This is a genomic window from Clostridium sp. TJA032 (genome assembly GCF_058310275.1).
Genome location: NZ_JBZEFB010000001.1, coordinates 175,091 through 198,030 on the forward strand (window position 1 = coordinate 175,091; position 22,940 = coordinate 198,030).

Annotated in this window: 16 protein-coding genes; 13 read left to right on the forward strand and 3 right to left on the reverse strand. The window is 27.5% G+C overall.

Annotated elements, in window-relative coordinates:
• From AC4FRL_RS00790 to AC4FRL_RS00810, 5 genes are all read left to right on the forward strand, one after another.
• Positions 1-1,575 carry a response regulator transcription factor gene (locus tag AC4FRL_RS00790; RefSeq protein ID WP_491138065.1) on the forward strand — a complete coding sequence of 525 codons (1,575 nt, stop codon included), beginning with the start codon at positions 1-3 and terminating at the stop codon, positions 1,573-1,575.
• 70 nt (positions 1,576-1,645) lie between these two features.
• A complete protein-coding gene (locus tag AC4FRL_RS00795; protein ID WP_491138066.1) occupies positions 1,646-2,911 on the forward strand; it encodes an ABC transporter substrate-binding protein in 1,266 nt (421 codons plus the stop codon).
• Between the two features lie 91 nt (positions 2,912-3,002).
• Entirely contained in the window at positions 3,003-3,908 is a 906-nt protein-coding gene (locus AC4FRL_RS00800; protein ID WP_491138067.1) for a carbohydrate ABC transporter permease, read from the forward strand.
• A 15-nt stretch (positions 3,909-3,923) separates the two neighbouring features.
• The gene (locus AC4FRL_RS00805) at positions 3,924-4,799 is read left to right on the forward strand and encodes a carbohydrate ABC transporter permease (protein ID WP_491138069.1); all 876 of its coding nucleotides are present in this window, start codon (positions 3,924-3,926) and stop codon (positions 4,797-4,799) included.
• A gap of 24 nt (positions 4,800-4,823) precedes the next feature.
• Entirely contained in the window at positions 4,824-6,359 is a 1,536-nt protein-coding gene (locus tag AC4FRL_RS00810; protein ID WP_491138071.1) for a glycoside hydrolase family 31 protein, read from the forward strand.
• A gap of 97 nt (positions 6,360-6,456) precedes the next feature.
• Here the strand turns inward: AC4FRL_RS00810 and AC4FRL_RS00815 are convergent, their stop codons facing one another.
• Together AC4FRL_RS00815 and AC4FRL_RS00820 are read right to left on the reverse strand one after the other, a co-directional pair.
• Complete coding sequence (locus tag AC4FRL_RS00815) at positions 6,457-6,759, reverse strand: Dabb family protein (RefSeq protein ID WP_491138072.1); 303 nt, start codon at positions 6,757-6,759, stop codon at positions 6,457-6,459.
• A gap of 318 nt (positions 6,760-7,077) precedes the next feature.
• Positions 7,078-8,565 (reverse strand): phytoene desaturase family protein, encoded by a 1,488-nt coding sequence (locus AC4FRL_RS00820; RefSeq protein WP_491138073.1) that lies wholly within the window; start codon positions 8,563-8,565, stop codon positions 7,078-7,080.
• 358 nt (positions 8,566-8,923) lie between these two features.
• Here AC4FRL_RS00820 and AC4FRL_RS00825 point away from each other — a divergent pair, with 358 nt between their 5' ends.
• The 6 genes from AC4FRL_RS00825 (at position 8,924) to AC4FRL_RS00850 (ending at position 18,404) form a co-directional block, all read left to right on the forward strand.
• Entirely contained in the window at positions 8,924-11,992 is a 3,069-nt protein-coding gene (locus AC4FRL_RS00825; protein ID WP_491138074.1) for an alpha-mannosidase, read from the forward strand.
• Between the two features lie 291 nt (positions 11,993-12,283).
• The gene (locus AC4FRL_RS00830; protein ID WP_491138075.1) at positions 12,284-13,459 is read left to right on the forward strand and encodes an iron-containing alcohol dehydrogenase; all 1,176 of its coding nucleotides are present in this window, start codon (positions 12,284-12,286) and stop codon (positions 13,457-13,459) included.
• A 111-nt stretch (positions 13,460-13,570) separates the two neighbouring features.
• Positions 13,571-14,707, forward strand: a complete 1,137-nt coding sequence (locus AC4FRL_RS00835) for a glycerate kinase (protein WP_491138076.1) — start codon at positions 13,571-13,573, stop codon at positions 14,705-14,707.
• A 91-nt stretch (positions 14,708-14,798) separates the two neighbouring features.
• The gene (locus AC4FRL_RS00840) at positions 14,799-16,235 is read left to right on the forward strand and encodes a DEAD/DEAH box helicase (protein ID WP_491138077.1); all 1,437 of its coding nucleotides are present in this window, start codon (positions 14,799-14,801) and stop codon (positions 16,233-16,235) included.
• Positions 16,236-16,398: 163 nt separating this feature from the next.
• Complete coding sequence (locus AC4FRL_RS00845) at positions 16,399-16,854, forward strand: hypothetical protein (protein WP_491138079.1); 456 nt, start codon at positions 16,399-16,401, stop codon at positions 16,852-16,854.
• Between the two features lie 173 nt (positions 16,855-17,027).
• Positions 17,028-18,404 carry an MATE family efflux transporter gene (locus AC4FRL_RS00850; protein ID WP_491138080.1) on the forward strand — a complete coding sequence of 459 codons (1,377 nt, stop codon included), beginning with the start codon at positions 17,028-17,030 and terminating at the stop codon, positions 18,402-18,404.
• A gap of 35 nt (positions 18,405-18,439) precedes the next feature.
• Here AC4FRL_RS00850 and alr read toward each other — a convergent pair whose 3' ends face one another.
• Positions 18,440-19,600, reverse strand: a complete 1,161-nt coding sequence (alr, locus tag AC4FRL_RS00855; RefSeq protein ID WP_491138081.1) for an alanine racemase — start codon at positions 19,598-19,600, stop codon at positions 18,440-18,442.
• A gap of 292 nt (positions 19,601-19,892) precedes the next feature.
• Here alr and AC4FRL_RS00860 point away from each other — a divergent pair, with 292 nt between their 5' ends.
• Complete coding sequence (locus AC4FRL_RS00860; protein WP_491138082.1) at positions 19,893-21,668, forward strand: aminopeptidase P family protein; 1,776 nt, start codon at positions 19,893-19,895, stop codon at positions 21,666-21,668.
• Between the two features lie 122 nt (positions 21,669-21,790).
• Entirely contained in the window at positions 21,791-22,918 is a 1,128-nt protein-coding gene (locus tag AC4FRL_RS00865; protein WP_491138083.1) for an aminopeptidase, read from the forward strand.
• Positions 22,919-22,940: the final 22 nt, after the last annotated feature.

The following is a 22,940-nucleotide window of genomic DNA, read 5'->3' on the forward strand; positions in this document are numbered from 1 at the left end:
ATGATAAGAGTTTTGATAGTTGAAGATATGATTATTATAAGAAATGGTATAATTTCTTTATTAAATCAAAGGTATGAATTTGATATATTAGAAGCTAACAATGGGATAGAGGCTATTAATATTTTAAAAAAAATTAAAATTGATTTGGTAATAACTGATATTAAGATGCCAAAATGTAGTGGAATAGAATTAATTGAAAAAATTAGAGAAGAAAATTTGGATGTTAATATTGTTATTATTAGTGGATATGGAGAATTTGAATATGCAAAAAAAGCAATAAATATGGGGGTTAGTGGTTATTTACTTAAACCTATAGAAGATGATATTTTTTATGAAACTATAGAAAAAATATTAAAAAAAATAGAAGTTAATAATGAGCAGAAAAATATTATAAATGAATATTCAGATGCTAAAGAAGTTATCAATGAATTTAAAATTAAAGAGTTAATTAAAGATGCTATTTTTAAGGATATTAATATAATGAATTTTTATAAAAATAGTAATCTGAAAGGATTGAAGTGTTTGGTATCTATACTAAATATTAACTTTAAAGAAAATAAAGAAGAAAAATTAGATTACAATAATATAAATTTATTTAAATATTATATAAATAAAATAATATATAGTTTGAATATAAAAGTTAAATTTTATATAATAGAAAGTTTAACTTTCGCAAATCAGTTTATAATAATTTTTTTAGATGAATTAGAAGAAAATTTAGAAAAAAATTCTTACATTATATGTAAAAATATAAATGGAATTTTAAAAAATTCTATGAATTTAGAATTATATATAGGGATAAGTGAAATAAGTTCAATAATAGAAAAAAGATTATATAAACAAGCAGAAGAAGCATTGAAAAATAGATTTTTTGTAGAAAATAAGTTTATTTTTAAATACAAAAGTAATACAAAATCAGTTGTAGAAAAAGATTTTGAAGAAAAGATTAACCTAATTGGAAGTTATTTAAAAAAAGGAGATTTATTTAATATTAGAATTATAATAAACAGTTTATTTAACATAGAGGTTGACAAAATAAATTCTTGTTTTTATATAAATTATATTTTAGACAAAATTATAGAAATTATTATTAAATTATATGGTTATAATTCATATAATTTTGTAAATTCAAATCTAGAAATAAAATCTTATATTTACAAAGCTAAAAATAAAAATGAGATAATTAAATTTATATTAGAAGTTATAGAAAATATATATGAACTAAATAATATAAAAAAATCTGATAAAAACATACCAATTCAAGTGAAAAATTATATAGATAAAAATTATTTTGAAGATCTTAGTGTAAAAAAGTTATCAAAATTATTTAATTTAAATTATTCATATCTATCATCAATTTTCACCAAAGAAATAGGAGAGAGTGTAATTTCATATATAACAAGAACAAGAATATTAAAAGCAAAAAAACTTTTAGAAAGTACGAATTCTGATATAAGCACTATAGCTGAAAGTGTAGGATATAATGACTTACAATATTTTTATAGAGTATTTAAAAAGATTACAAATGAAACTCCTATGATGTGTAGAAATAATGTGAAAAAAATTCAAAGATAATCTAAAAAATATCCAATAGAATTATTTGTAAAAAATGTTATAATAAAGAAAAAGTGGAAGGAGATTAATTATGACTAAGAAAAGGTTTTCTTTGATGGTATTAGCAGGTATTTTAACAATAGGAATGATAGGTTGTGGTAGTAATACAAGCAGCAATAATAATACAAATGAAAGTGGAGAAAAAGTAAAATTAACTTTTGGAATATGGGATAAAATACAAGAAAATGGAATGAAATCATTGGTAGAAAAATTTAATGAAGAAAATCCAAATATAGAAATAGAAGTTCAAGTAACTCCATGGGAAGAATATTGGACAAAAATGGAGGCTGCAGCTACGGGAGGAGAGCTACCAGATGTATTTTGGATGCATACAAATGAGTTTTTAAAATATGCAAGTAATGATATGCTAATGGATTTAAGTGATTTAGAAGGTACAAATGGTTATAAAGATTATCCAGAAAGTTTAGTAAGTTTAGCAAGTTATAATGGTGCTGTATATGGAGTGCCTAAAGATTTTGACACAATAGCCCTTGTATATAATAAAGAAATATTTGACGAAGCAAATATACCATATCCTGATGATACTTGGGATTGGAATAAGCTAGTTGAGGTGTCTAAGAAACTTACTAACAAAGAAAAGGGTATATACGGCTTTGCAGCAGCCCTTGAAGATCAACAAGGATATTTACCACCTATAGCTCAAGCAGGAGGATATGTTCTTAAAGATGGTAAATCAGGTTACACAGATCCAAATACATTAGAAGGACTACAATTTTATATTGATTTAGCAAATAAACATGATGTTTCTCCTACTTTAGCTCAACTTGCAGATACAAATGTGGATACTTTATTTCAATCAGGAAAAGTTGCTATGAGTTATTTAGGAAGTTGGAGAATGAGTTCATATGTAGCTAATGAAGATATAGCTAATAAATTTGATATTGCAGTTTTACCTAAGGGAAAAGAAAGAGCTAGTATAATAAATGGTTTAAGTTTTGTTGGAAATGCAAATACTGAACATCCAGATGAGGTTAAGAAATTTTTATCATTTTTAGCATCAGAAGAAGCACAAGACTTACAGGCTACAAATGGAACAGCTATTTCAGCTAGAAATGGTTCAGCAGATGAATGGGTAAAGACTTATCCTAACCATAATGTTCAAGTATTTTTAGATATGAAGGATTATTCAGTTCCAGTTTCAACATCATTAACAAAAGCTAATTGGGGAAAAACAGAAAGAGAAATGGTTAAAAAAATGATGATGGGAGAAATAACAGTTGAAGAAGGTTCAAAGGTTATTTATGATGAAATGACTAAGAATTTAGCAACTGAGTAAAAAGAAATAGCTTTGTTTTTTAAGAGTTGATTTTATTATTTATTATAAATAAAATCAACTCTTAAATATAAGTGTATAGGGGTAGATATTTATGAGAAGTAAAGCAAGAATTAAAGAAAAATATAAATTTTCAGAAAGTTTATGGGGATATTTATTTATAGCACCGACTATAATAGGATTAATTATTATAAATATAATTCCTTTTTTTCAGACTATATTTTTATCATTTAATAAAACGGGAGCTTTTGGTAAGATGTCATGGTCAGGAATTGAGAACTATATTAGATTTTTTAATGATCCTGTTGTTTGGCAAGCTACAAAAAATACAATAGTATATATGATTTTATCAGTACCTGCAGGCATAATATTAGCTCTTATTTTTGCATCTTTATTAAATTCTAAAATAAAGGGAAAGAGTATTTATAGGGCTATTTACTTTTTGCCTATAGTTGTTGCACCAGCTGCAATAGCGATGGTATGGAAATGGTTATTTAATACAGATTATGGATTAATAAATTATTTTTTAAGTATATTTGGAATAGAAGGGCCATCTTGGTTAACAGATCCAAAAATAGCTATGATATCTATATCTATAGTTACTATATGGAGTAGCATTGGATATGACATAATTTTAATTTTAGCAGGATTACAAGGAATACCAAAAACATATTATGAAGCAGCTAAAGTAGATGGTGCTTCAAGCATAGTGCAATTTTTTAAGATAACAGTACCTCTTGTATCACCAACCTTATTTTTTGTATTAGTTTTGAGGGTAATGTCAGCTCTTAAGCAATTTGATTTTATGTATATGCTTATAGGAGAAGGAAATCCAGCATTAGAAGGAACGCAAACTTTAACATATTTATTTTATAGACATGCTTTTGAAATAGGGGATAAAGGATATGCTTCAGTAATAGTGTTATGGACTTTTTTAATCATTGCTATTATTACAGCTATTCAATTTAAAGTTCAGAAGAAATGGGTAAATTATGAATAAAAGAGGTGAAACATAGTGAATATTTCTAAGGTTAAAAATGATATAGTAAATAAATATACTATTAATAATGGGAAAAAAATAAATAATAAAAAAGTATTGATACATTTAATTTTAATACTAGGAAGTATATCAATGATATTTCCTTTTTTATGGATGATATTAACTTCTTTAAAAACTTTTTCTGAAGCTATAAAAATTCCTATTACATTTGTTCCAGAGAACTTTCAGTGGGGAAATTATATAAATGCATGGAATACTTTACCTTTTGCTACTCTTTTTTTCAACACTATAGTTATGATGTTATTTAGAATAATTTTTGCTATAGTATTTAGTTCTATGGCAGGATATGCTTTTGCTAAATTAAATTTTCCAGGGAAAAAGATGTTATTTGCTTTAGTAGTGATACAACTTATGCTACCAGCACAAATATTTATAATTCCTCAATATTCAATGGTTGCTGAATTAGGCTGGTTAAATAGTATAAAAGCTTTAGTTTTTCCTGGAATAGTAAGTGCTTTTGGAGTTTTTTTTCTAAGACAATTTTATATGGGGTTACCCAATGAATTATCAGAGGCTGCTAAAATAGATGGATGTAATCAGTGGCAAATATTTAGTAAAATAATGTTGCCACTTACTAAAACACCTATAATGGCTCTTTCAATATTTACAGCAGTTTTTGCTTGGAGCGATTTAATGTGGCCTTTAATAGTAAATATGTCTATGGATAAAATGACTTTAGCTTCAGGATTAGCTTCTTTAAGTGGACAGTTTAGTACTGATTATCCAGTTATGATGGCTGGGGCTTTTATAGCTATGTGGCCAATGATGATTATATATTTGTTATTTCAAAAGCATTTTGTTGAAGGAATAGCTTTAACTGGTGGAAAATAATATGAGTTTTTATGAGGTATTAAGATGGATAGAATTAAAAGATATATTTTTAAAATGATAGAAAATGAGTATTGGTATGGACCTGTTGTTAATGATGGAGCTAAGTATCCATTAAACAGTAGTTCAAACTATGAAGTTAACATAGAGATAAATAAAAGTCCAAATCAAGTAAATACAATATTATTTTCTAATAAGGGAAGATATATATGGTGTGATGCAGGATTTAATTTGAAAATTAATAATGGAATAATTGAAATTTCTTGTAAGAGTTCTATTCCTAAAATGTATAGTGCTGGAGAAACCTTAAGAGATGCTTTTTTAGACGCATCAAAAAAATTTTTTAAGTCAAAGGGAAAGGTACCACCTAAGATTTTCTTTACTAAACCACAGTATAACACATGGATTGAACTTTTATATGACCAAAGAGAAGAAAAAATCTTAGAGTATGCAAAGTCTATAATAAAAAATGGTATGCCTAGTGGAATAATAATGATTGATGATGGGTGGAGTGATTACTATGGAAAATGGAGATTTAATGGTGAAAAGTTTAAAAATCCTAAGAGGATGATAGATAAACTTCATGAATTAGGCTTTAAGGTAATGCTATGGACATGCCCCTTTATAACTCCTGATACACAAGAGTTTAGATATTTAAGAGATAAGGGATATTTAGTAAAAAATAAAGAGGGTTCTGTTTCTATAAAGGAATGGTGGAATGGTTATTCAGCAGTTTTAGATTTAACAAATCCTGAAGCTGTTAAGTGGTATTTAAATCAAAATAATTTTTTGATTGAAGAATACGGTATTGATGGATTTAAATTTGATGCTGGAGATGCTTGTTTTTATAGTAATGATGATATAACTTATAAAAAAATAGATCCAAACACTCAAAGTAAGTTATGGGCAAGGCTAGGAGAAAATTATAGATATAATGAATTTAGAGCTTGTTTTCAATGTGCAGGACTTCCCCTAGTTCAAAGATTAGCAGATAAAAATCATAGTTGGGAATTAAATGGGGTTTCTTCTCTTATACCTAATCAACTATTACAAGGACTTTTAGGATATTCATATACTTGTCCAGATATGATTGGAGGAGGGGAGTATCTTAACTTTTTAGAAAATAGTTCAAATTTAGATGAGGAATTATTTGTAAGATATGCACAATGTGCAACCTTTATGCCTATGATGCAATTTTCCGCAGCACCTTGGAGAGTTTTAAGTGAGGAAAATTTTGAAATTTGTAAAAATTCTGCTTTAGAACATTTAAAATATTCAGAGTATATTTATGAGTTAGCAAAAAAATCAAGTGTTAACTGTGAACCTATTGTAAGATATATGGAATATGAATTTCCTAAGGAGGGCCTTGAAAGTATTAAAGACCAATTTATGTTAGGAGAAAAATATATGATAGCTCCTAATATAAAAAAAGGAGACAGAAAAAGAAAGGTTATTTTCCCAAGAGGGAAGTGGAAGTATAAAGAAGAATTAATTTTAGGACCAAAGGAAATAGATATGAATTCACCTTTAGATGAAATACTTATTTTTGAAAAAATAAAATAAGATTAAAACTTTAATTTATAAAATATTACTTAAAGCTATTTAAATAGCTTTAAGTAATATTTTTTATTAGAATTTATTTATATACTTTTATAATTTTTTAAATCTCATAATCTACAACTACTCTTGAAGAAGCTACACTTTTAATAAAAGAAGCTATTTTAAGGTGATTAGGATTTTCTTGGTAAGAATTTAATTTTTCTAGAGATTCAAAGGTTGAATATAAAACTACATCATAAGCTTGACTAGATTTATTTATATCTATTCCAACCTCAAGAGAAATAGGTTCACTTATTATAGATTTTAGTTTTTCTAAATCTTCCTTTATTTTTTTAGCATTTAAATCCTTATCAAAGCCTTCAGATTTATCTTTTAATTTCCACATTACTATATGTTTTATCATAAAATCATGCACCCCTTTAAATTATATTTATAGCTTTATTATATACTACTAAAACTTATATAAATATATTTAAATTATTTATTTTAAGTAGAACTTTGTTTAAAATTAGCTGAAAATTTTATTTTTAAAACTAGAATATAAAGATTGAAAAAAGGAAAAACTAAAAAAAGCATATAAAATTATGTATTTAAGAAGGATTAAACCTATTTTATAGAAATAACTTCTTCCGCACATTTTAGCACATTACAAAATTAATCCTTTTTAAATAAATTAAGACTAAGAAAAAAATAAAAACGTTCTTAGTCTTATTTTTATAAGCTATTTATCAAGTTTTAATATTCTATTAGCTTCACTAATACCACCTGATATAGTTCCTTCATATCCACCACCAGGACTTACCCATGCACCAACTAAGCTTAAATTTTCAATTGATGTTTTACTTTGAATTCTATATTTCCCTGCTTGTTTTACTGTCTGTGCATAACCATATACAGCCCCCTTAGGGTTATTAGTATATCTTTCCATGGTTTTAGGTGTTCCAAGTTCTGTTAAAACTATATGATTCTTTATTCCAGGATAATATTTTTCTACTCTAGCTATAATTTTTTCTGTAACAATTTTCTTTTGTTTTTTATAGTCAGATATATTATTCTTAGTCCAATTATCATAATTATCCATATAAGTTATTGTTAAAACGCCCTTGCTTTCTTCATTAAAGCTTTTATCCATTCCGTTATAGTTTGTAAGAAGAAAACTTGCATTTTCATAATCACTTTTTAATGAGATTTCATAATTATGTTCATGACTTCCTTCTCCAAGAATGAAAACTTCATCTTTAGGTATATTTAGTTTACAAGGAGAACAATCTAAGCCTATATAAAGTTGAGTAAGAGTACAACCTATTTCATCAGTAAATATTTTTTTTCTTTCCTTTTCACTTAAAGCATTTTCAGGAAGCATATTATATGTACTTATAGGATTTATATCTGAAACTATTCTTTTTGCTTTAAATATTTCTCCATTTTTTAATTCAATTCCATATGCTTGTCCATTATTATAGAGAATCTTACTTACTTCACTTTTAAGTTTTACCTCTCCATTATTTTCTTTTATAACATCAACGAAGGCATTAGATAGTTCTTGAGCGCCGCCCTTTATATAATATTTTCCATACTTATGATAAGAAATCCAAGGTATGAAAAAGTAAAGTGCACTTAACTTTTTAGGAGGTAAGCCATAATACATCCATAAAGTTGTAAATAATTTTATTAGTTTTTCATCTTTAACATATTTACTTATAACTTCATAGGTGCTTTTACTTGACCAACTTATAAATAAAGCTACATGTTTATTAAGTTTATTAAATAATCCAGAGTCTTTTTCTATTATAAATTTTTGAAAACCAATTTCAAAACTATCTATAGCATTAAAAAGATTTTTTATTCCTTTTTCTTCTGAAGGAAATTTATTAATTAGAAGGTTTAGATATCCATCTTTATTATTAGGTATGTATATTATTTCTCCATCTAAATAAATACAATAGGCATCTTCATTTTTTAAAGGAGTTATTTTATCAAGTATTCCACAACCTTTAAAAATATATCTTAAGGTACCTTTTTCATCTAATCCACCTATTCCATGGAGAGAAACATCAAAATTATATCCTTTTCTTTTAAAATTTGTTGCATATCCACCAGGTATAAAATGTTTTTCAAATACACAAACCTTATAACCAGACTTTGACAATCTACTACCTAAGCTTAAACCACCAAGTCCACTTCCAATTACAATAACATCATAATCCATAAAACATCACCTTCTTTTATAAGTATTGCTATTATTTACATATAATTATAATATATTTTTTTATATTTAAAAGATAAAAGAATAGTATTAAAAAGAATAATTTACTTTAACCATTAATTTATATAAAAATATGTTTATATAAAACATAAGTGTATTTTTATTAAAAGGAATAGATAAATATTAAAAATATAGACTATAAAACTAATATTTATCCACTTTACACTTACTTGCTTATAATATATCTTTAAAATAGAGAAAATTCTTGAAGAAAAATAGAATAAACCTTTTAATTTAGAATATCAGTTAGATGTTTTAAAGCTTTATTTTTAATTTTTAAAGTTTATACAGGGGTGAGAATATGTTATTTCATATGAATGAACGTAAGAATATTGTAAACGGTTTGTGCGAGAAGCTAGAAAAAGCAATATATAAGGTAGTTGCACCTTTAGAAATAGATATGTACATAACTAAGGAACCAGTAAGTTATGAGGATAGATTATCTGGAGAGTATAAAAAAGGCCTTATAGGACAATCTTGGGGAGAGCTTTGGGATTGTGCTTGGTTTAATTTTAAGGGCGAAGTGCCTAAAGATTGTCTTGGAGAAAAAATTGTACTTTTAATAGATGTAAGTGGAGAGGCTTTTGTAGTAGATAAAGAAGGTAATCCAATTAGAGGTCTTACAACTTTAAATTCAGAATTTGATTTAAGCTTAGGAATGCCAGGTAAAAGAGAAGTTCCAGTTATTGATAATTCTGAAGGAGGAGAAAAGATAGATATATGGGCAGATTGTGCATGTAATGATTTGTTTGGAAAGTATAGAGATAAGGGCATTATAAAAGAAGCATATATTGCAACTTGCAATGAAGAAGTAAAGGGGCTTTATTATGATGTGGAAGTTTTATGTGAACTTATGAATCAGTTACCAGAAGATAGTGCAAGGTATTATACAATTTTAAATGCCCTTTATGATGCCTCAAAGGTCTTAAGTATAAAAACAGGAATGAGTGGATGTGATTTCTTAAAGGATGGAGTTGTTACACAACAGGAGGTTACAATACTTAAGGAGGAAGAAGTTAAAAAAGCTAGAGAAATATTAAAAAAAGAGTTAGACAAAAGGGGAGGAGATCCATCTCTTTCAATTTCAGCTATAGGACATGCTCATATAGATTTAGCATGGTTATGGCCTATAAGAGAAACTATAAGAAAAGGTGCTAGAACATATTCAACTGTTTTAGCAAATATGGAAAAATATCCTGACTATATTTTTGGAGCAAGTCAACCACAACTTTATAAGTGGATGAAAGATTATTATCCAGATTTATATAAAAGGATTAAGGAAAAAGTAGAAGAAGGAAGATGGGAAGCACAAGGAGGTATGTGGGTTGAGCCAGATACTAATGTTCCATCTGGAGAATCTTTAGTAAGACAATTATTATATGGTAAAAGATACTTTAGAGAAGAATTTAATAAGGAAATGGATACTCTATGGCTTCCAGATGTTTTTGGGTATTCAGCATCACTTCCACAAATACTTAAGAAAAGTGGTATAGATTATTTTATGACTATTAAATTATCATGGAATAATCATAATCAATTTCCACACCATACGTTCCTTTGGGAAGGAATAGATGGAAGTAGAGTATTATCACATATGCCACCTGAAGGTACTTATAATAGTTCAGCTGCACCAAGGGCTATTGCTAAATCAGAAAAAGCCTTTTTAGATAAAGGTTTATCTGATGAATGTTTAATGTTATTTGGAATTGGTGATGGAGGTGGAGGTCCAGGAGAAGAACATTTAGAAAGATTAAAAAGAGAAAAAAATATAAATGGAATAGCTCCTGTGAAGCAAGAACTTTCAACAGATTTCTTTAAAAGAATAGAAAAAGATATAGATAAGTATAGTGTATGGAGTGGTGAGCTATATTTAGAAAAACATCAAGGAACTTATACGACTCATGGTAAAAATAAAAAGTATAATAGAAAAATGGAAATCGCTCTTAAAAACTTAGAGTTAGCAGCAATGCAAGCTAAGGTTTTAGGAAAAGGAGAATATCAAAAGGAAGAAATAGAAAATATCTGGAAAGAAGTTCTTTTATATCAATTCCATGATATTTTACCAGGTTCATCTATAGGGAGAGTTTATGATGAGTCTGTTGAGGCCTATGAAAAGATGCTTTTAAAAGTTAATGAAATGACTGAAAAGTTATATAGAGATATTATAGAGAATAAAGAGAGCAAAGAAGAAGGGGTTATTTTAATAAACTCATTATCATGGAGTAGGGAGCAATGGATTAAGCTTTATGATTTATGGACAAAGGTTAAATTAAATCCTTTAAGTGGAGAGATTATTAAAAAAGATGATATTAAGACTAATTTAGATTTTTCAAAGATTAAAGCTTCAAATAATATCTTAGAAAATGAATTAATTAAGGTTCAATTTAATGAAGATGGAACAATTTTAAGAGTTTTTGATAAAGATTTAAATAAAGAAGTCTTAAAAGATGAAAAGGGAAATGAGCTTAGAGTTTATGAGGATAATGGAGATGCTTGGGACTTTTCAGGGGTTTATGGAGATAGACCATCTGAAAGCTTTAGATTAGTAAAATCAGAAGTTAAAATAGATGGACCAAAAGCAATAATGAATCAAGAGTATGAATATGGGGATTCTACTTTAGTTCAAGAAATAAGTATTTTACAAGGAAGTAAGCGAATTGACTTTAATACAAAGGTTAATTGGAATGAAAATGGTAAAATGCTTAGAACATCTTTTAATACCAATGTATATACAAGAGAGGCTGATTGTGAAATACAGTTTGGTACAATAAAAAGACCTACTCATGAAAATACTTCATGGGATATGGCAAAGGGAGAAATATGTGCTCAAAGATGGGTTGATTTATCACAGAGAGATTACGGAGTTGCTTTAATAAATGATTCTAAATATGGACACAATATTTTAGGAAGCAAGATAGATTTAAATCTTTTAAGAAGCCCAGGGTATCCAGACCCAGAGGCAGATAGAGGAGAGCATGAATTTACTTATTGTCTATTTCCACATAAGGGAGATTATGTTTTAGGAAATGTTGTTCATGAAGCTCATGAGGTTAATTCTAAAATTCAAGTTATCTATAGTGAAAACTTAGGAGATAATTTAATTTGTAAGGATATGATTTCAGTCGATTGTGAAAATGTAATAATAGACACAATAAAAAAAGCTGAAGATAGTGATGATATGATAGTCAGACTATATGAGTGTCATGGACAAGATGCAAGGGCTAAAGTAAATATAAATATTCCATATAAAAAAGTGGAATTAGTTAACTTAATTGAGGATGAAATAAAGGGATATGACTTTGAAAAAGAAGAAAGAACTCTTATATTTAAGCCTTTTGAAATTCATACTTTGAAAGTAGTATTAAAATAATAAAGTTATAAAAATAAAATTTATATAAGTTTTATTTTTAAAATAAATTATGTTTAGGTAATATTTTAAAGTGAGTGGGGGAATTTAATTATTTATAATATTGCTTAAATAGTGTAATAAGCAATTAATTTTGCTAAGGGGGAAATTAGTTATATAAGAAAAGGCAACCTTTAAGGGAAGGTTGCCTTTTTTGGTTTTAAAAATTTTAAGCTTTTACTTAAATTTAAAAGTGATATATAATATTGTAAACGTAATTAATTTAAATTATATGGAAAAGAAAGGGTGAATTAAATGAATAATTTTACTTTTTATAATCCTACAAAAATTAACTTTGGTAGGGGAGTTGAATGTAAGGTTGGAGAAGAAATTAAAAGCTTAGGAGCTAGTAAGGTACTTTTTCATTATGGTGGAGGAAGTATTAGAAAAAGTGGGTTATATGATAAAATTTTAGATTCTTTAAATAAGGCAGGATTACATGTAATAGAACTTGGAGGGGTTAAACCAAATCCTAGATTAAGCTTAGTAAAAAAGGGAATAGAACTTTGTAAAAATAGCAAGGTTGATTTTATACTTGCAGTAGGTGGAGGAAGTGTAATTGATTCAGCTAAGGCTATAGCAATTGGAGTTCCTTATTCTGGTGATGTTTGGGATTTCTTTACTAAAGATATTAAAATAGAAAAAGCTCTTCCAATAGGTACAGTTTTAACTATACCAGCAGCGGGAAGTGAATCAAGCTCTGGAACTGTTATTACTAATGAAGAAGGTTGGTATAAAAGATCAACAGGTTCGCCACTTTTATATCCTAAATTTTCAATGTTAAATCCTGAATTATGTTTTACCTTGCCTAAGAAGCAAATATCAGCTGGAAGTGCTGATATTTTAGCACATTTAATGGAAAGATATTTTACAAATACAAAAAATGTTGAACTTATTGATAGATTGATTGAAGGAACAATGAAAACTGTAATAAACAATGTTCCAAAGGTTTTAGAAAATAGAGAGGATTATAATAGTTTTGCAGAGGTAATGTGGTCTGGTACTATAGCACATAACAATCTTTTAAGTACAGGAAGAGAGACAGACTGGGCATCTCATGATATAGAGCATGAATTAAGTGGGATATATGATGTTACTCATGGGGGAGGATTAGCAGTTATTTTTCCTGCGTGGATGAAGTTTGTTTATAAGCATGATTTAGATAGATTCAATCAATTTGCAACTAGAGTTTTTGAAGTGAAAATTGAAGGGAAAAATAAGGAAGAAATTGCTTTAGAGGGGATAAATAAGCTAGAGAAATTTTTTAAATCAATAAATCTTCCTATAACTTTAGAGGAGCTTGGAATTGGAGAGGAAAGATTAGAAGAAATGGCTAAAAAATGCACAGATAATGATACTCATACCGTAGGAAAATTTATGAAATTAAATTCTAAGGATATTTTAGAAATATATAAAATAGCATTAAAATAAGTTAATCATAAAAGTAAATAATTATTAAGAAAAAAGGTAATGAAATTTTATAAAATTTCATTACCTTTTAATTAAGTTCAATAAATTAAAATATTTAAAGGAGAAATAGGAATGAAATTTGTATTGGCACCAGATTCTTTTAAGGAAAGTATGACTTCAATAGAAGCTTGCAATGCTATGGAAAGAGGAATTAAAAAGGTTATTAAAGAGGCAGAGTGCATAAAGGTTCCAATGGCCGATGGAGGAGAAGGAACTGTGGAAGCTTTAGTTTATGCTACCTCTGGGAAAGTTGAAAAGGCTGTAGTTACTGGTCCTTTAGGAGATAAGGTTGAAGCTTTTTATGGTATTTTAGGAAATAAAACTACTGCTGTTATAGAGATGGCTAGTGCTTCTGGTATTCAGCTTATAAAAAAAGAAAAAAGAAATCCTTTAATAACAACAACCTTTGGTACAGGAGAACTTATAAAAATTATTCTAGATAGGGGAATAAAACATATAGTTATTGGAATAGGAGGGAGTGCTACAAATGATGGTGGAAGTGGAATGCTTCAGGCTTTAGGTGCAAAAATTTTAGATAATAATAAAAATCAAATAGGATTTGGAGGGAGAGAATTAAAAAATATAAGAAGTATTGATTTAAGTTCTTTAGATAAGAGAATAAAAGATGTAAAGATTGAAGTGGCCTGTGATGTTAATAATCCTTTAATTGGAGAGAAAGGAGCATCAAAAATATTTGCACCACAGAAAGGGGCAGATAGTTTAATGGTTAGTGAATTAGAAAATAACTTACGTTATTATTCATCTATAATAAAGAGAGATTTAGGAAAAGATATAGCCTATATAGAAGGAGCAGGAGCAGCAGGAGGGTTAGGTGCCGCTTTAATTTTAATAGGAGGAGAATTAAAAAAAGGAGTAGGTCTTGTTATAGAGCATACTGAATTAGATAAAAAAATAAAAGGTGCAGATTTCCTTTTTACTGGAGAGGGAAGTATAGATAATCAAACTATATTTGGTAAAACACCAAGTGGGGTTTCAATTTTAGCTAAAGAAAATAAAGTTCCTGTAATTGCTTTTTCAGGAAAAGTTGGAGTAGGGTATGAGTCTCTTTATAAAATAGGAATAGATAGCATATTTAGTATAGTAAATGGAGCTTTATCTTTAGAAGAAGCTTTAAAAAGAGGAGTTGAAAATTTAGAAATAACCACAGAAAACGTAGTTAGACTTTTAAAATTAAAATCTAGAATTTAGCCGTTTGAAATTAAAATTAGTAGAAAAAATGAATATATGGTATAACTATAAGAAGACTAATAAAGTTTTAAGAAGGAGATAAACATAATATATGAAATTTAACGAATTAAATTTAAGTGAGAATATTATAAAAGCACTTAATAACTTAGGATATAAAAATCCATCAGAGGTTCAAGAAGAATCTATTCCAAAATTATTAAATGGTCAGGATATTATAGTTAAATCACAGACGGGAAGTGGAAAAACAGCAAGTTTTGGTATACCTATTTGTGAAAAAATAAATGTTTATGAAAATAAGGTTCAATGCTTAGTTCTAACCCCAACGAGAGAATTAGCAATTCAAGTTAAAGATGAACTTTCTAATATAGGAAGATTAAAAAAGGTTAGATGTGCGGCTATATTTGGAAAACAACCTTTTAATGAACAAATAAGAGAACTTAAACAAAGAGTACACATTGTAGTTGGAACTCCAGGAAGAGTTTTTGACCATATGGAAAGAGGAACATTAGATTTAAGTGAAATTAATTATGTAGTTATAGATGAAGCTGATAAGATGCTTTCAATGGGATTTATTGACCAAATAAAGGATATATTAGGTGAGTTAAGATTAAATAAAACAACGGCTTTATTTTCTGCTACTTTTTCTAAAGAAATAGAGGAAATATGTGAAGAATATATGAGAAATCCTGTTCTTTTAGAGGTTAAATCAAAGATTTTTAATAGAGATAAAATAGAAGAAAGTGTAATTTATATAGAGGAAAAAAATAAAGAAAAAGCTTTATGGAAGTGTCTTTATGCATATCACCCAGAAAGTGCTATAGTTTTTTGTAATACAAGAAATAAAGTAAAAAATGTTTATAAAATGCTTAAAGATGAAGGTATAACTTGTAATGAACTTCATGGAGATATGGAGCAAAAAAAACGTATTGAAGTTATGGAAAACTTTAGAGATAAGCATTTTAAGGTTTTAGTTTGTACTGATATAGCAGCAAGAGGTATTCATGTAGATAGTATAGAACTTGTTATAAATTATGAAGTTCCAATGGAGAGAGAAAGTTATGTTCATAGAATTGGAAGAACAGGAAGGGCTGGAAGAGAAGGAAAAGCAATTACCTTCTCAAATAATTATGAAAAAAAATATTTTGAAGCTATAGAAGAGTATATTGGATACTCTATAAAAATTGCATCTCTTCCTTCAGAGGAAGAAGTTAAATTAGGGAGAAAACTATTTAAGGAAAGTCAAAAACTTCAATTAAAAGAGAGTAAAAAACCTAAGGCTAACATTCATAATGATTTAGTTAAGATACATATTAATGGAGGAAAGAAAAAGAAAATAAGAGCCTTTGATATTGTTGGATGCTTTAGTAATCTACAAGGGTTAACAGGAGAAGATATTGGAATAATTGATGTTCAAGAGGGCTTTTCCTATGTAGATATTTTAAATGGAAAGGGAGAGAAAGTACTTAAAAACTTTAAGGAAGTTACAATAAAGGGGAAAAAGGTAAAAATACAAAAAGCAAAAAAATAAAAATTTAAATTTGTAATTTGACTAAATACTAATAAAGTAACAAATAAAATAAAAAAAGCATATATTGTAAATAAAGAAGCAGTCTTTTAAAGAGAATTAAGGTAAGATGTATTTTATTATATCTTACCTTTTTTAGAAGAATTTTTATATAAGAGGTGGTTGTATGAATAAAAAATTTGCTATCTCTATTATTACTTTATTTGCATTTTTTGCTTTAGTACTATATATAGGTTTAGATTATGATAAATATTTTGGAGAAAATCAATCATTAAATCAAAAAATTACAAGTATTATAGAGAGTGAAGAGGATAAGAAAATTAATCTTGATTCTTTAACTAAAAGTGTAGATTTAGAATGGGAAGAAGTTTATTTAATTTCTCCTTATGAAAATGTAGTAGAATTTTTTAAGGAAAGAAATATATGTATTAAAGAAAAAACATATAAATCAGAGAGGGATGAAATTTATATGTTAGCCTTTTCTAGATATTCTAATGAAGTAGGAAAAGACAAAATAGTAGAATACACATATGTTCCTAGAAAATATGTTAATCTTGAAAAGTTAAAGGATAAAGAAGTAACTAAAGGGATTTTTTATAAAGTTAAAGGTGATTCTATTTAGTTATTAAAGTTCTAAGTTTTATGCTTAGAACTTTTTCATGTTTAAAATTAATTTTTACAAAGAATTATATTGAAAATATTTAATATATTATTAAATTTTTACAAGTATATTAAATTAAGGAAGAATGCTATAATTTACAAGGCATTTAAAATTTACATTAAGGGGGGCTAATTATGATTATAACTAGGGATAAAAGATTTTATAGGTTATTATTTAGTATTGCTTTACCTATAGCTATACAAAATTTAATAACCTTTATGGTAAGTATGGTAGACACATTGATGGTTGGTTCCTTAGGAGAAGTTCAATTATCAGCAGTTTCTATAGCTAATAATTTATTTTTTGTTCTTACTATTTTAATGTTTGGGCTAGCTGGTGGTTCTAATATTATGATTTCTCAGTATTGGGGGAAGGGAAATGTAAAAACAATTCATAAGATTTTAGCAATAATGTATAGAGTGTGCTTGTTAATAACGGGTATTTTTATAGTAATAGCTTTGTTTTTTCCAAAGTATTTTATGGGGATTTTTACAACTGATAAAGAGGTTATAGAGTTTGGAGCAAGTTATTTAAGAATAGTCTCAATAGGATATGTTTTTTATTCTGTAACTAATTGCACAATAATGATGCTTCGCTCTGTTAAGACTGTAAGTATTTCAATAATTGTTTATACAGCTTCTTTAATAGTTAACTCTATATTAAATTGGGTTCTTATATTTGGTAACTTAGGTTTTCCTAGTCTTGGGGTGAAGGGAGCTGCCATAGCTACTGTATTTGCTAGAATAACTGAGTTTTCTATAGTTATTTTATTTATGTTTATATATGAAAGAAAAATAGCACTAAAGTTAAGTTATCTTATAAAGGTTGATAAAGATATTTTAAAGGATTTTATTTCTTTATGTACTCCTGTATTATGTAATGAATTACTTTGGGCAATAGGTGCATCTATGATATCTGTAATAGTTGGAAGAATGGGAACTGATGTAGTTGCTGCTAATAGTATAAATGCTGTTGCTCATCAATTTGTAACTGTTTTTATTTTTGGAATGTCTAATGCTACAGCGGTTATTATAGGAAATACCATAGGTGAAGGCAAAAAAGAAAAGGCTAAAGAATATGCAAAAAGTATAGGAATATTTAGTATAATTATGGGAATTATATCAGGACTTATGATTTTATTTATAAAACCTTATATAGTTGATTTTTATAACGTATCCTATGAAACAAAGGCAATAGCAATGGAAATAATGACAGTAACTTCTTTAGTAATAGTTTTTCAATCTCTTGCAAGTAACTTTATGATGGGTGTATTAAGAGGGGGAGGAGATGCAAAGTTTGTCTTAATAAATGACCTTATTTTTATGTGGCTTGTGGCAATTCCAGGAGGATTTTTTGTGGCATTTTTATTAGAACTTCCAGTTGCTTTAGTTTTCTTAGTTATAAAATGTGATGAAATATTAAAATCTCTTACTAGCGTTTATAGAGTTTTAAGTGGAAAATGGGTAAATGATGTAACTAAGAATTACGAACTTGAAGAAATTAGATGTTAATAAATAAAAAAAGGAAGATAATATTATCTTCCTTTTTAAATATAGTTTCTTACCTTTATAACTTTATTATTTTTAATATAAATTCTAGGAACTCTATGACTAATCATACAAAGTATTTCATAGTTTATTGTTCCCATAATTTTAGCCATGTCATTTGCATCAAATCTTAATCCTTTATCCTCTCCTAAAAGAATTACTTCATCACCAATTTTAACATTTTCTATATGGGTTACATCAATCATGCATTGGTCCATACATATTCTGCCTATAACATTTGCAAATTGTCCATTTATTATAACCTTAGCTTTTCCGCTAAGAAGTCTTGAATAACCATCAGCATAACCAATAGGAAGTGTTGCTATTTTAGTTCTTTTAGTAGTTTTATAGGTTCTTCCATAACTTACATACATATTTTCATCAAGTTCTTTAACAAAGGCTACAGTTGTTTTTAGAGTAAGTGCTGTTTCAAGTTTTAAGTTTTCCTTTTTTACTTCTTCAGAAGGATAGTATCCATAAGATATTATTCCACATCTAACTCCATCTAAATAAGTTTCAGGTAAATCCATAATAGCACCACTATTAGAAGCATGTTTTAGTGGAATTTTTATTCCTTCTTTTTCTAAAGCTTTATTAAAGGAAACTAATTTAGAAAATTGTTCATAAGTATATCTTTTATCTCTTTCATCAGAGGTTGCAAAATGAGTAAATAGTCCTACAACTTCAATTCCTTTTAAGGAACATATTTTTAAAACCTTTTTAAAATCTTCTTCATTAGGAAGGAAACCTATTCTTCCCATACCAGTATCTAAAGCTATGTGGATTTTAGCTTTTTTACCTAATTTTAAAGCTATTTCTGATAATTCATTTGCATAATCTAAGTCATAAACAGTTTGTTCTATATCATTATTTATTAATCTTTCAGCAAAATCTATAGGAGTATATCCTAAAATCATAATTGGAGCAGTTATTTTAGCTTCTCTAAGTTCTTCAGCTTCAGTTATTATGGCAACAGCTAGTCTAGAAGCACCATTTTCTAAAAGAGTAGAAGCTACATCTAAGGCACCATGGCCATAAGCATTAGCTTTTACAACAGCTATTATTTCTTTATCTCCTACAAGATTTTTAATTTCTTTCATATTATTTGCTATTTTATCTAAATCTATTTCAGCCCATACAGGTCTAACACATATATCCATCTATAAACACCTCATATTAATAATTAAAAACTCATTTTTACGCTTAAAATAATTTTTTAAAGTAATAAAAAAAAATTTATTATTACAAAATAAGCTACATATAATATTATAAGATATTTTGCCATAAAGGAAAGAACCACTATAATTGTAATTTTTATAATAGGTGGTTTATATAAACCTAAGATAGACTTTTATGATTAAATGTTAAAGTCTTTTTATTATATTTTAATTAAAGAGCTTTTGTGTTAATCTTTATGAAAGCATAAGTAAATAATAAGGGGGAGAATAATTTATGGAAGTAAGAAAAAAGTTAGAGATTTTAAGAAATCTTATGAGAGAGAAAAATATTGATTATTATATAGTGCCAAGCTATGATTCTCATCAAAGTGAATATGTTTGCGACTATTATAAAGGAAGAGAATATCTATCAGGATTTACAGGTTCCTTTGGAACTCTTCTTGTAACTTTAAAGGAAGCTATTTTATGGACTGATGGAAGATATTTTATACAGGCCGTAAAAGAACTAAAAGATAGTGAAATTAAAATGTTTAAAATGGGAATAGCAGGTTGGCCAAGTCTTTTTCAATGGCTTAAGGAAAATTCAAAGAAAGGAGAAACCATAGGATTTGATGGAAAGGTTTTTTCTTTAAGTGAATATAAAGATTTTAAAAATTTATCAAGAGAAAATAAGTTAAATATAAAAATAGATGAAGACCTTTTAGAATATTTATGGAAAGATAGACCAAGTATTCCTAAAGAAAAGGCATTTTTACATGAAATTAAATATTGTGGAAAAAGTGCAAGGGAAAAAATAAGAGAAGTTAGAGAAGAAATGAGTATTTTAGGTGTTGATAATTATGTTATCTCCTCTTTAGATGATATAGCTTGGCTTTATAATATAAGAGGAAATGATGTAAAGTGTAATCCTGTTGTTTTAAGTTATGCTAGAATAAATCATAAAGAAGCTTATCTTTATGTAGATAAAAGTAAGTTTAATTCTATTATGAAAGAAAAACTTTTTAAAGAGGGAATTTTATTAAAGGATTATAAGGATATAGGAGAGGATTTAAAATCATTAGAAGGAAAAACTTTAATAGACCCAGATAATATAAGTGCTTATTTATATGAATGTATTAAAAATAAAAATGAACTTGTAGAGGGTATGAATATAACAACTAAGCTAAAGGCTATTAAAAATTCTGTAGAGCTAGAAAATTTAAGGCGATGTCAAATAAGAGATGGAGTAGCCATGGTTAGATTTATGAAATGGCTTAAAGAAGGTATAGGAAACTTTGAAATAAGTGAGATATCTGCTTCTGATAAGCTTTATGATTTTAGAGTTTTAGGAGATTTATTTAAGGGAGCTAGCTTTGAAACCATATCTGCTCATAAGGAACATGGTGCTATGATGCATTACTTTGCAACAGAGAAAAGTAATTATATTTTAGATAAAAAAGGATTTTTATTAATAGATTCAGGTGGACAATATCTAGATGGAACAACAGATATAACAAGAACCTTTGTTTTAGGAGATTTAACTTATGAAGAAAAAAGAGATTATACATTAGTCTTAAAAGGACATATAGGTCTTATTACAAGTAAATTTTTAAAAGGAGCTACAGGTTCTTCTTTAGATATAAAAGCTAGAGAACCTTTATGGGAGGAAGGCATTGATTATAAATGTGGAACAGGGCATGGAGTGGGCTTTTTCTTAAATGTTCACGAAGGACCACAGAGAATAAGTCCAGTACCAAATAGAGTTTCATTAGAATTAGGTATGATTATAACTAATGAACCAGGAATTTATAGAGAAGGAAAACATGGTATAAGAATAGAAAATACAATGGTTGTAGCAAAAGATACTTATTCTGAAGAATTTGGAGAGTTTTATAAATTTGAAACTATATCTTATTGTCCTATAGATTTAGAGGGAGTAGAGGTAACTTTATTAAGTAAAAAGGAAATAGAGTGGCTAAATAACTATCATAGAGAAGTTTATGAAGTATTATCACCTTACTTAAATAAGGAGGAGAGAGAGTTTTTAAGAAAGGAAACAAGAAGAATATAATATCTTTAATTTATTAAATTTTAAGAGAAATAAACTTGTAAGTATTTTTAAAAATATTCTTTTTCTTTATATAGTTTCAAAAATTTTAGAGGAGTATAATAGAGATAATAGGAGGGATATATATGGCAGATCAAAGATTAAATAAGTTAGCTAAAATACTTGTAAACTATTCAACAGAGGTTAAGGAAGGGGATTTTGTTTTTGTTTCTTGTAATGAGGTTGCAAATCCTTGGCTTAGTGAAGTTGTAAAGGAAGCTATAAAGAAAGGTGCTCATGTTGAATATGTTTTAGAATCAGAAGAGGCTAAGGAGGCAAGACTTAAATATTCTTCAAAGGAACAATTATTATCAGGTAATTTAATAATGGAAACTATGTTAAAGAGAGCAGATGTTTGGTTAAGTGCCTGGGCTTCTAGAGATACCAGAGCTTTTAGTAATATAGATTCTGAAAAAATAAAAGATAGTAGAGCGGGAGAAAAAGGATGGAGAAAGTTCTATTCGGGAAGAATGGGAGATGGTTCTTTAAGATGGTGTGGAACTCAATTTCCAACTTATGCAGATGCACAGGAAGCTTCTATGAGTTTTAGTGAATATGAGGATTTTGTCTATGGAGCTGGACTTTTAGATTATGATGACCCAGTAGAAGAATGGAATAAGATAAGCAAAGAACAAGAAAGATGGGTTAATTATTTAAATAATAAAAAAGAGCTTCATATAATAGCAGAAGGAACTGACATTAAAGTTTCAATAGAAGGTAGAAAATGGATAAATTGTGATGGTAAAGTTAATTTCCCAGATGGAGAGATATTTACTTCACCAGTAGAAAATAAAATTAATGGACATATAACCTTCTCTTTCCCAGGAATTTATGCAGGAAAAGAAATAGAAGGTATAGAACTAGAGGTTAAAGATGGAAAAGTTGTTTCATGTAAAGCTAAAAAAGGAGAAGAATTATTAAAGGCTTTATTAGAAACTGATGAAGGGTCAAGCTATTTTGGAGAAGTAGCAATAGGTACAAACTATGGAATTAAGAAGTTTACTAGAAATATGTTATTTGATGAAAAAATAGGAGGAACAATTCATATGGCTATAGGTGATTCTATGCCAGAAGCTGGAGGAAAAAATACTTCATCACTTCATTGGGATATGCTTTGCGACATGAGAAATGGAGGAAGAATATATGCAGATGGAGAACTTTTTTATGAAAATGGAGAATTAAAAAAGGAGATATTAGAAAAGTATAACCTTTAATTTAAGAAAAACTTATTTAATT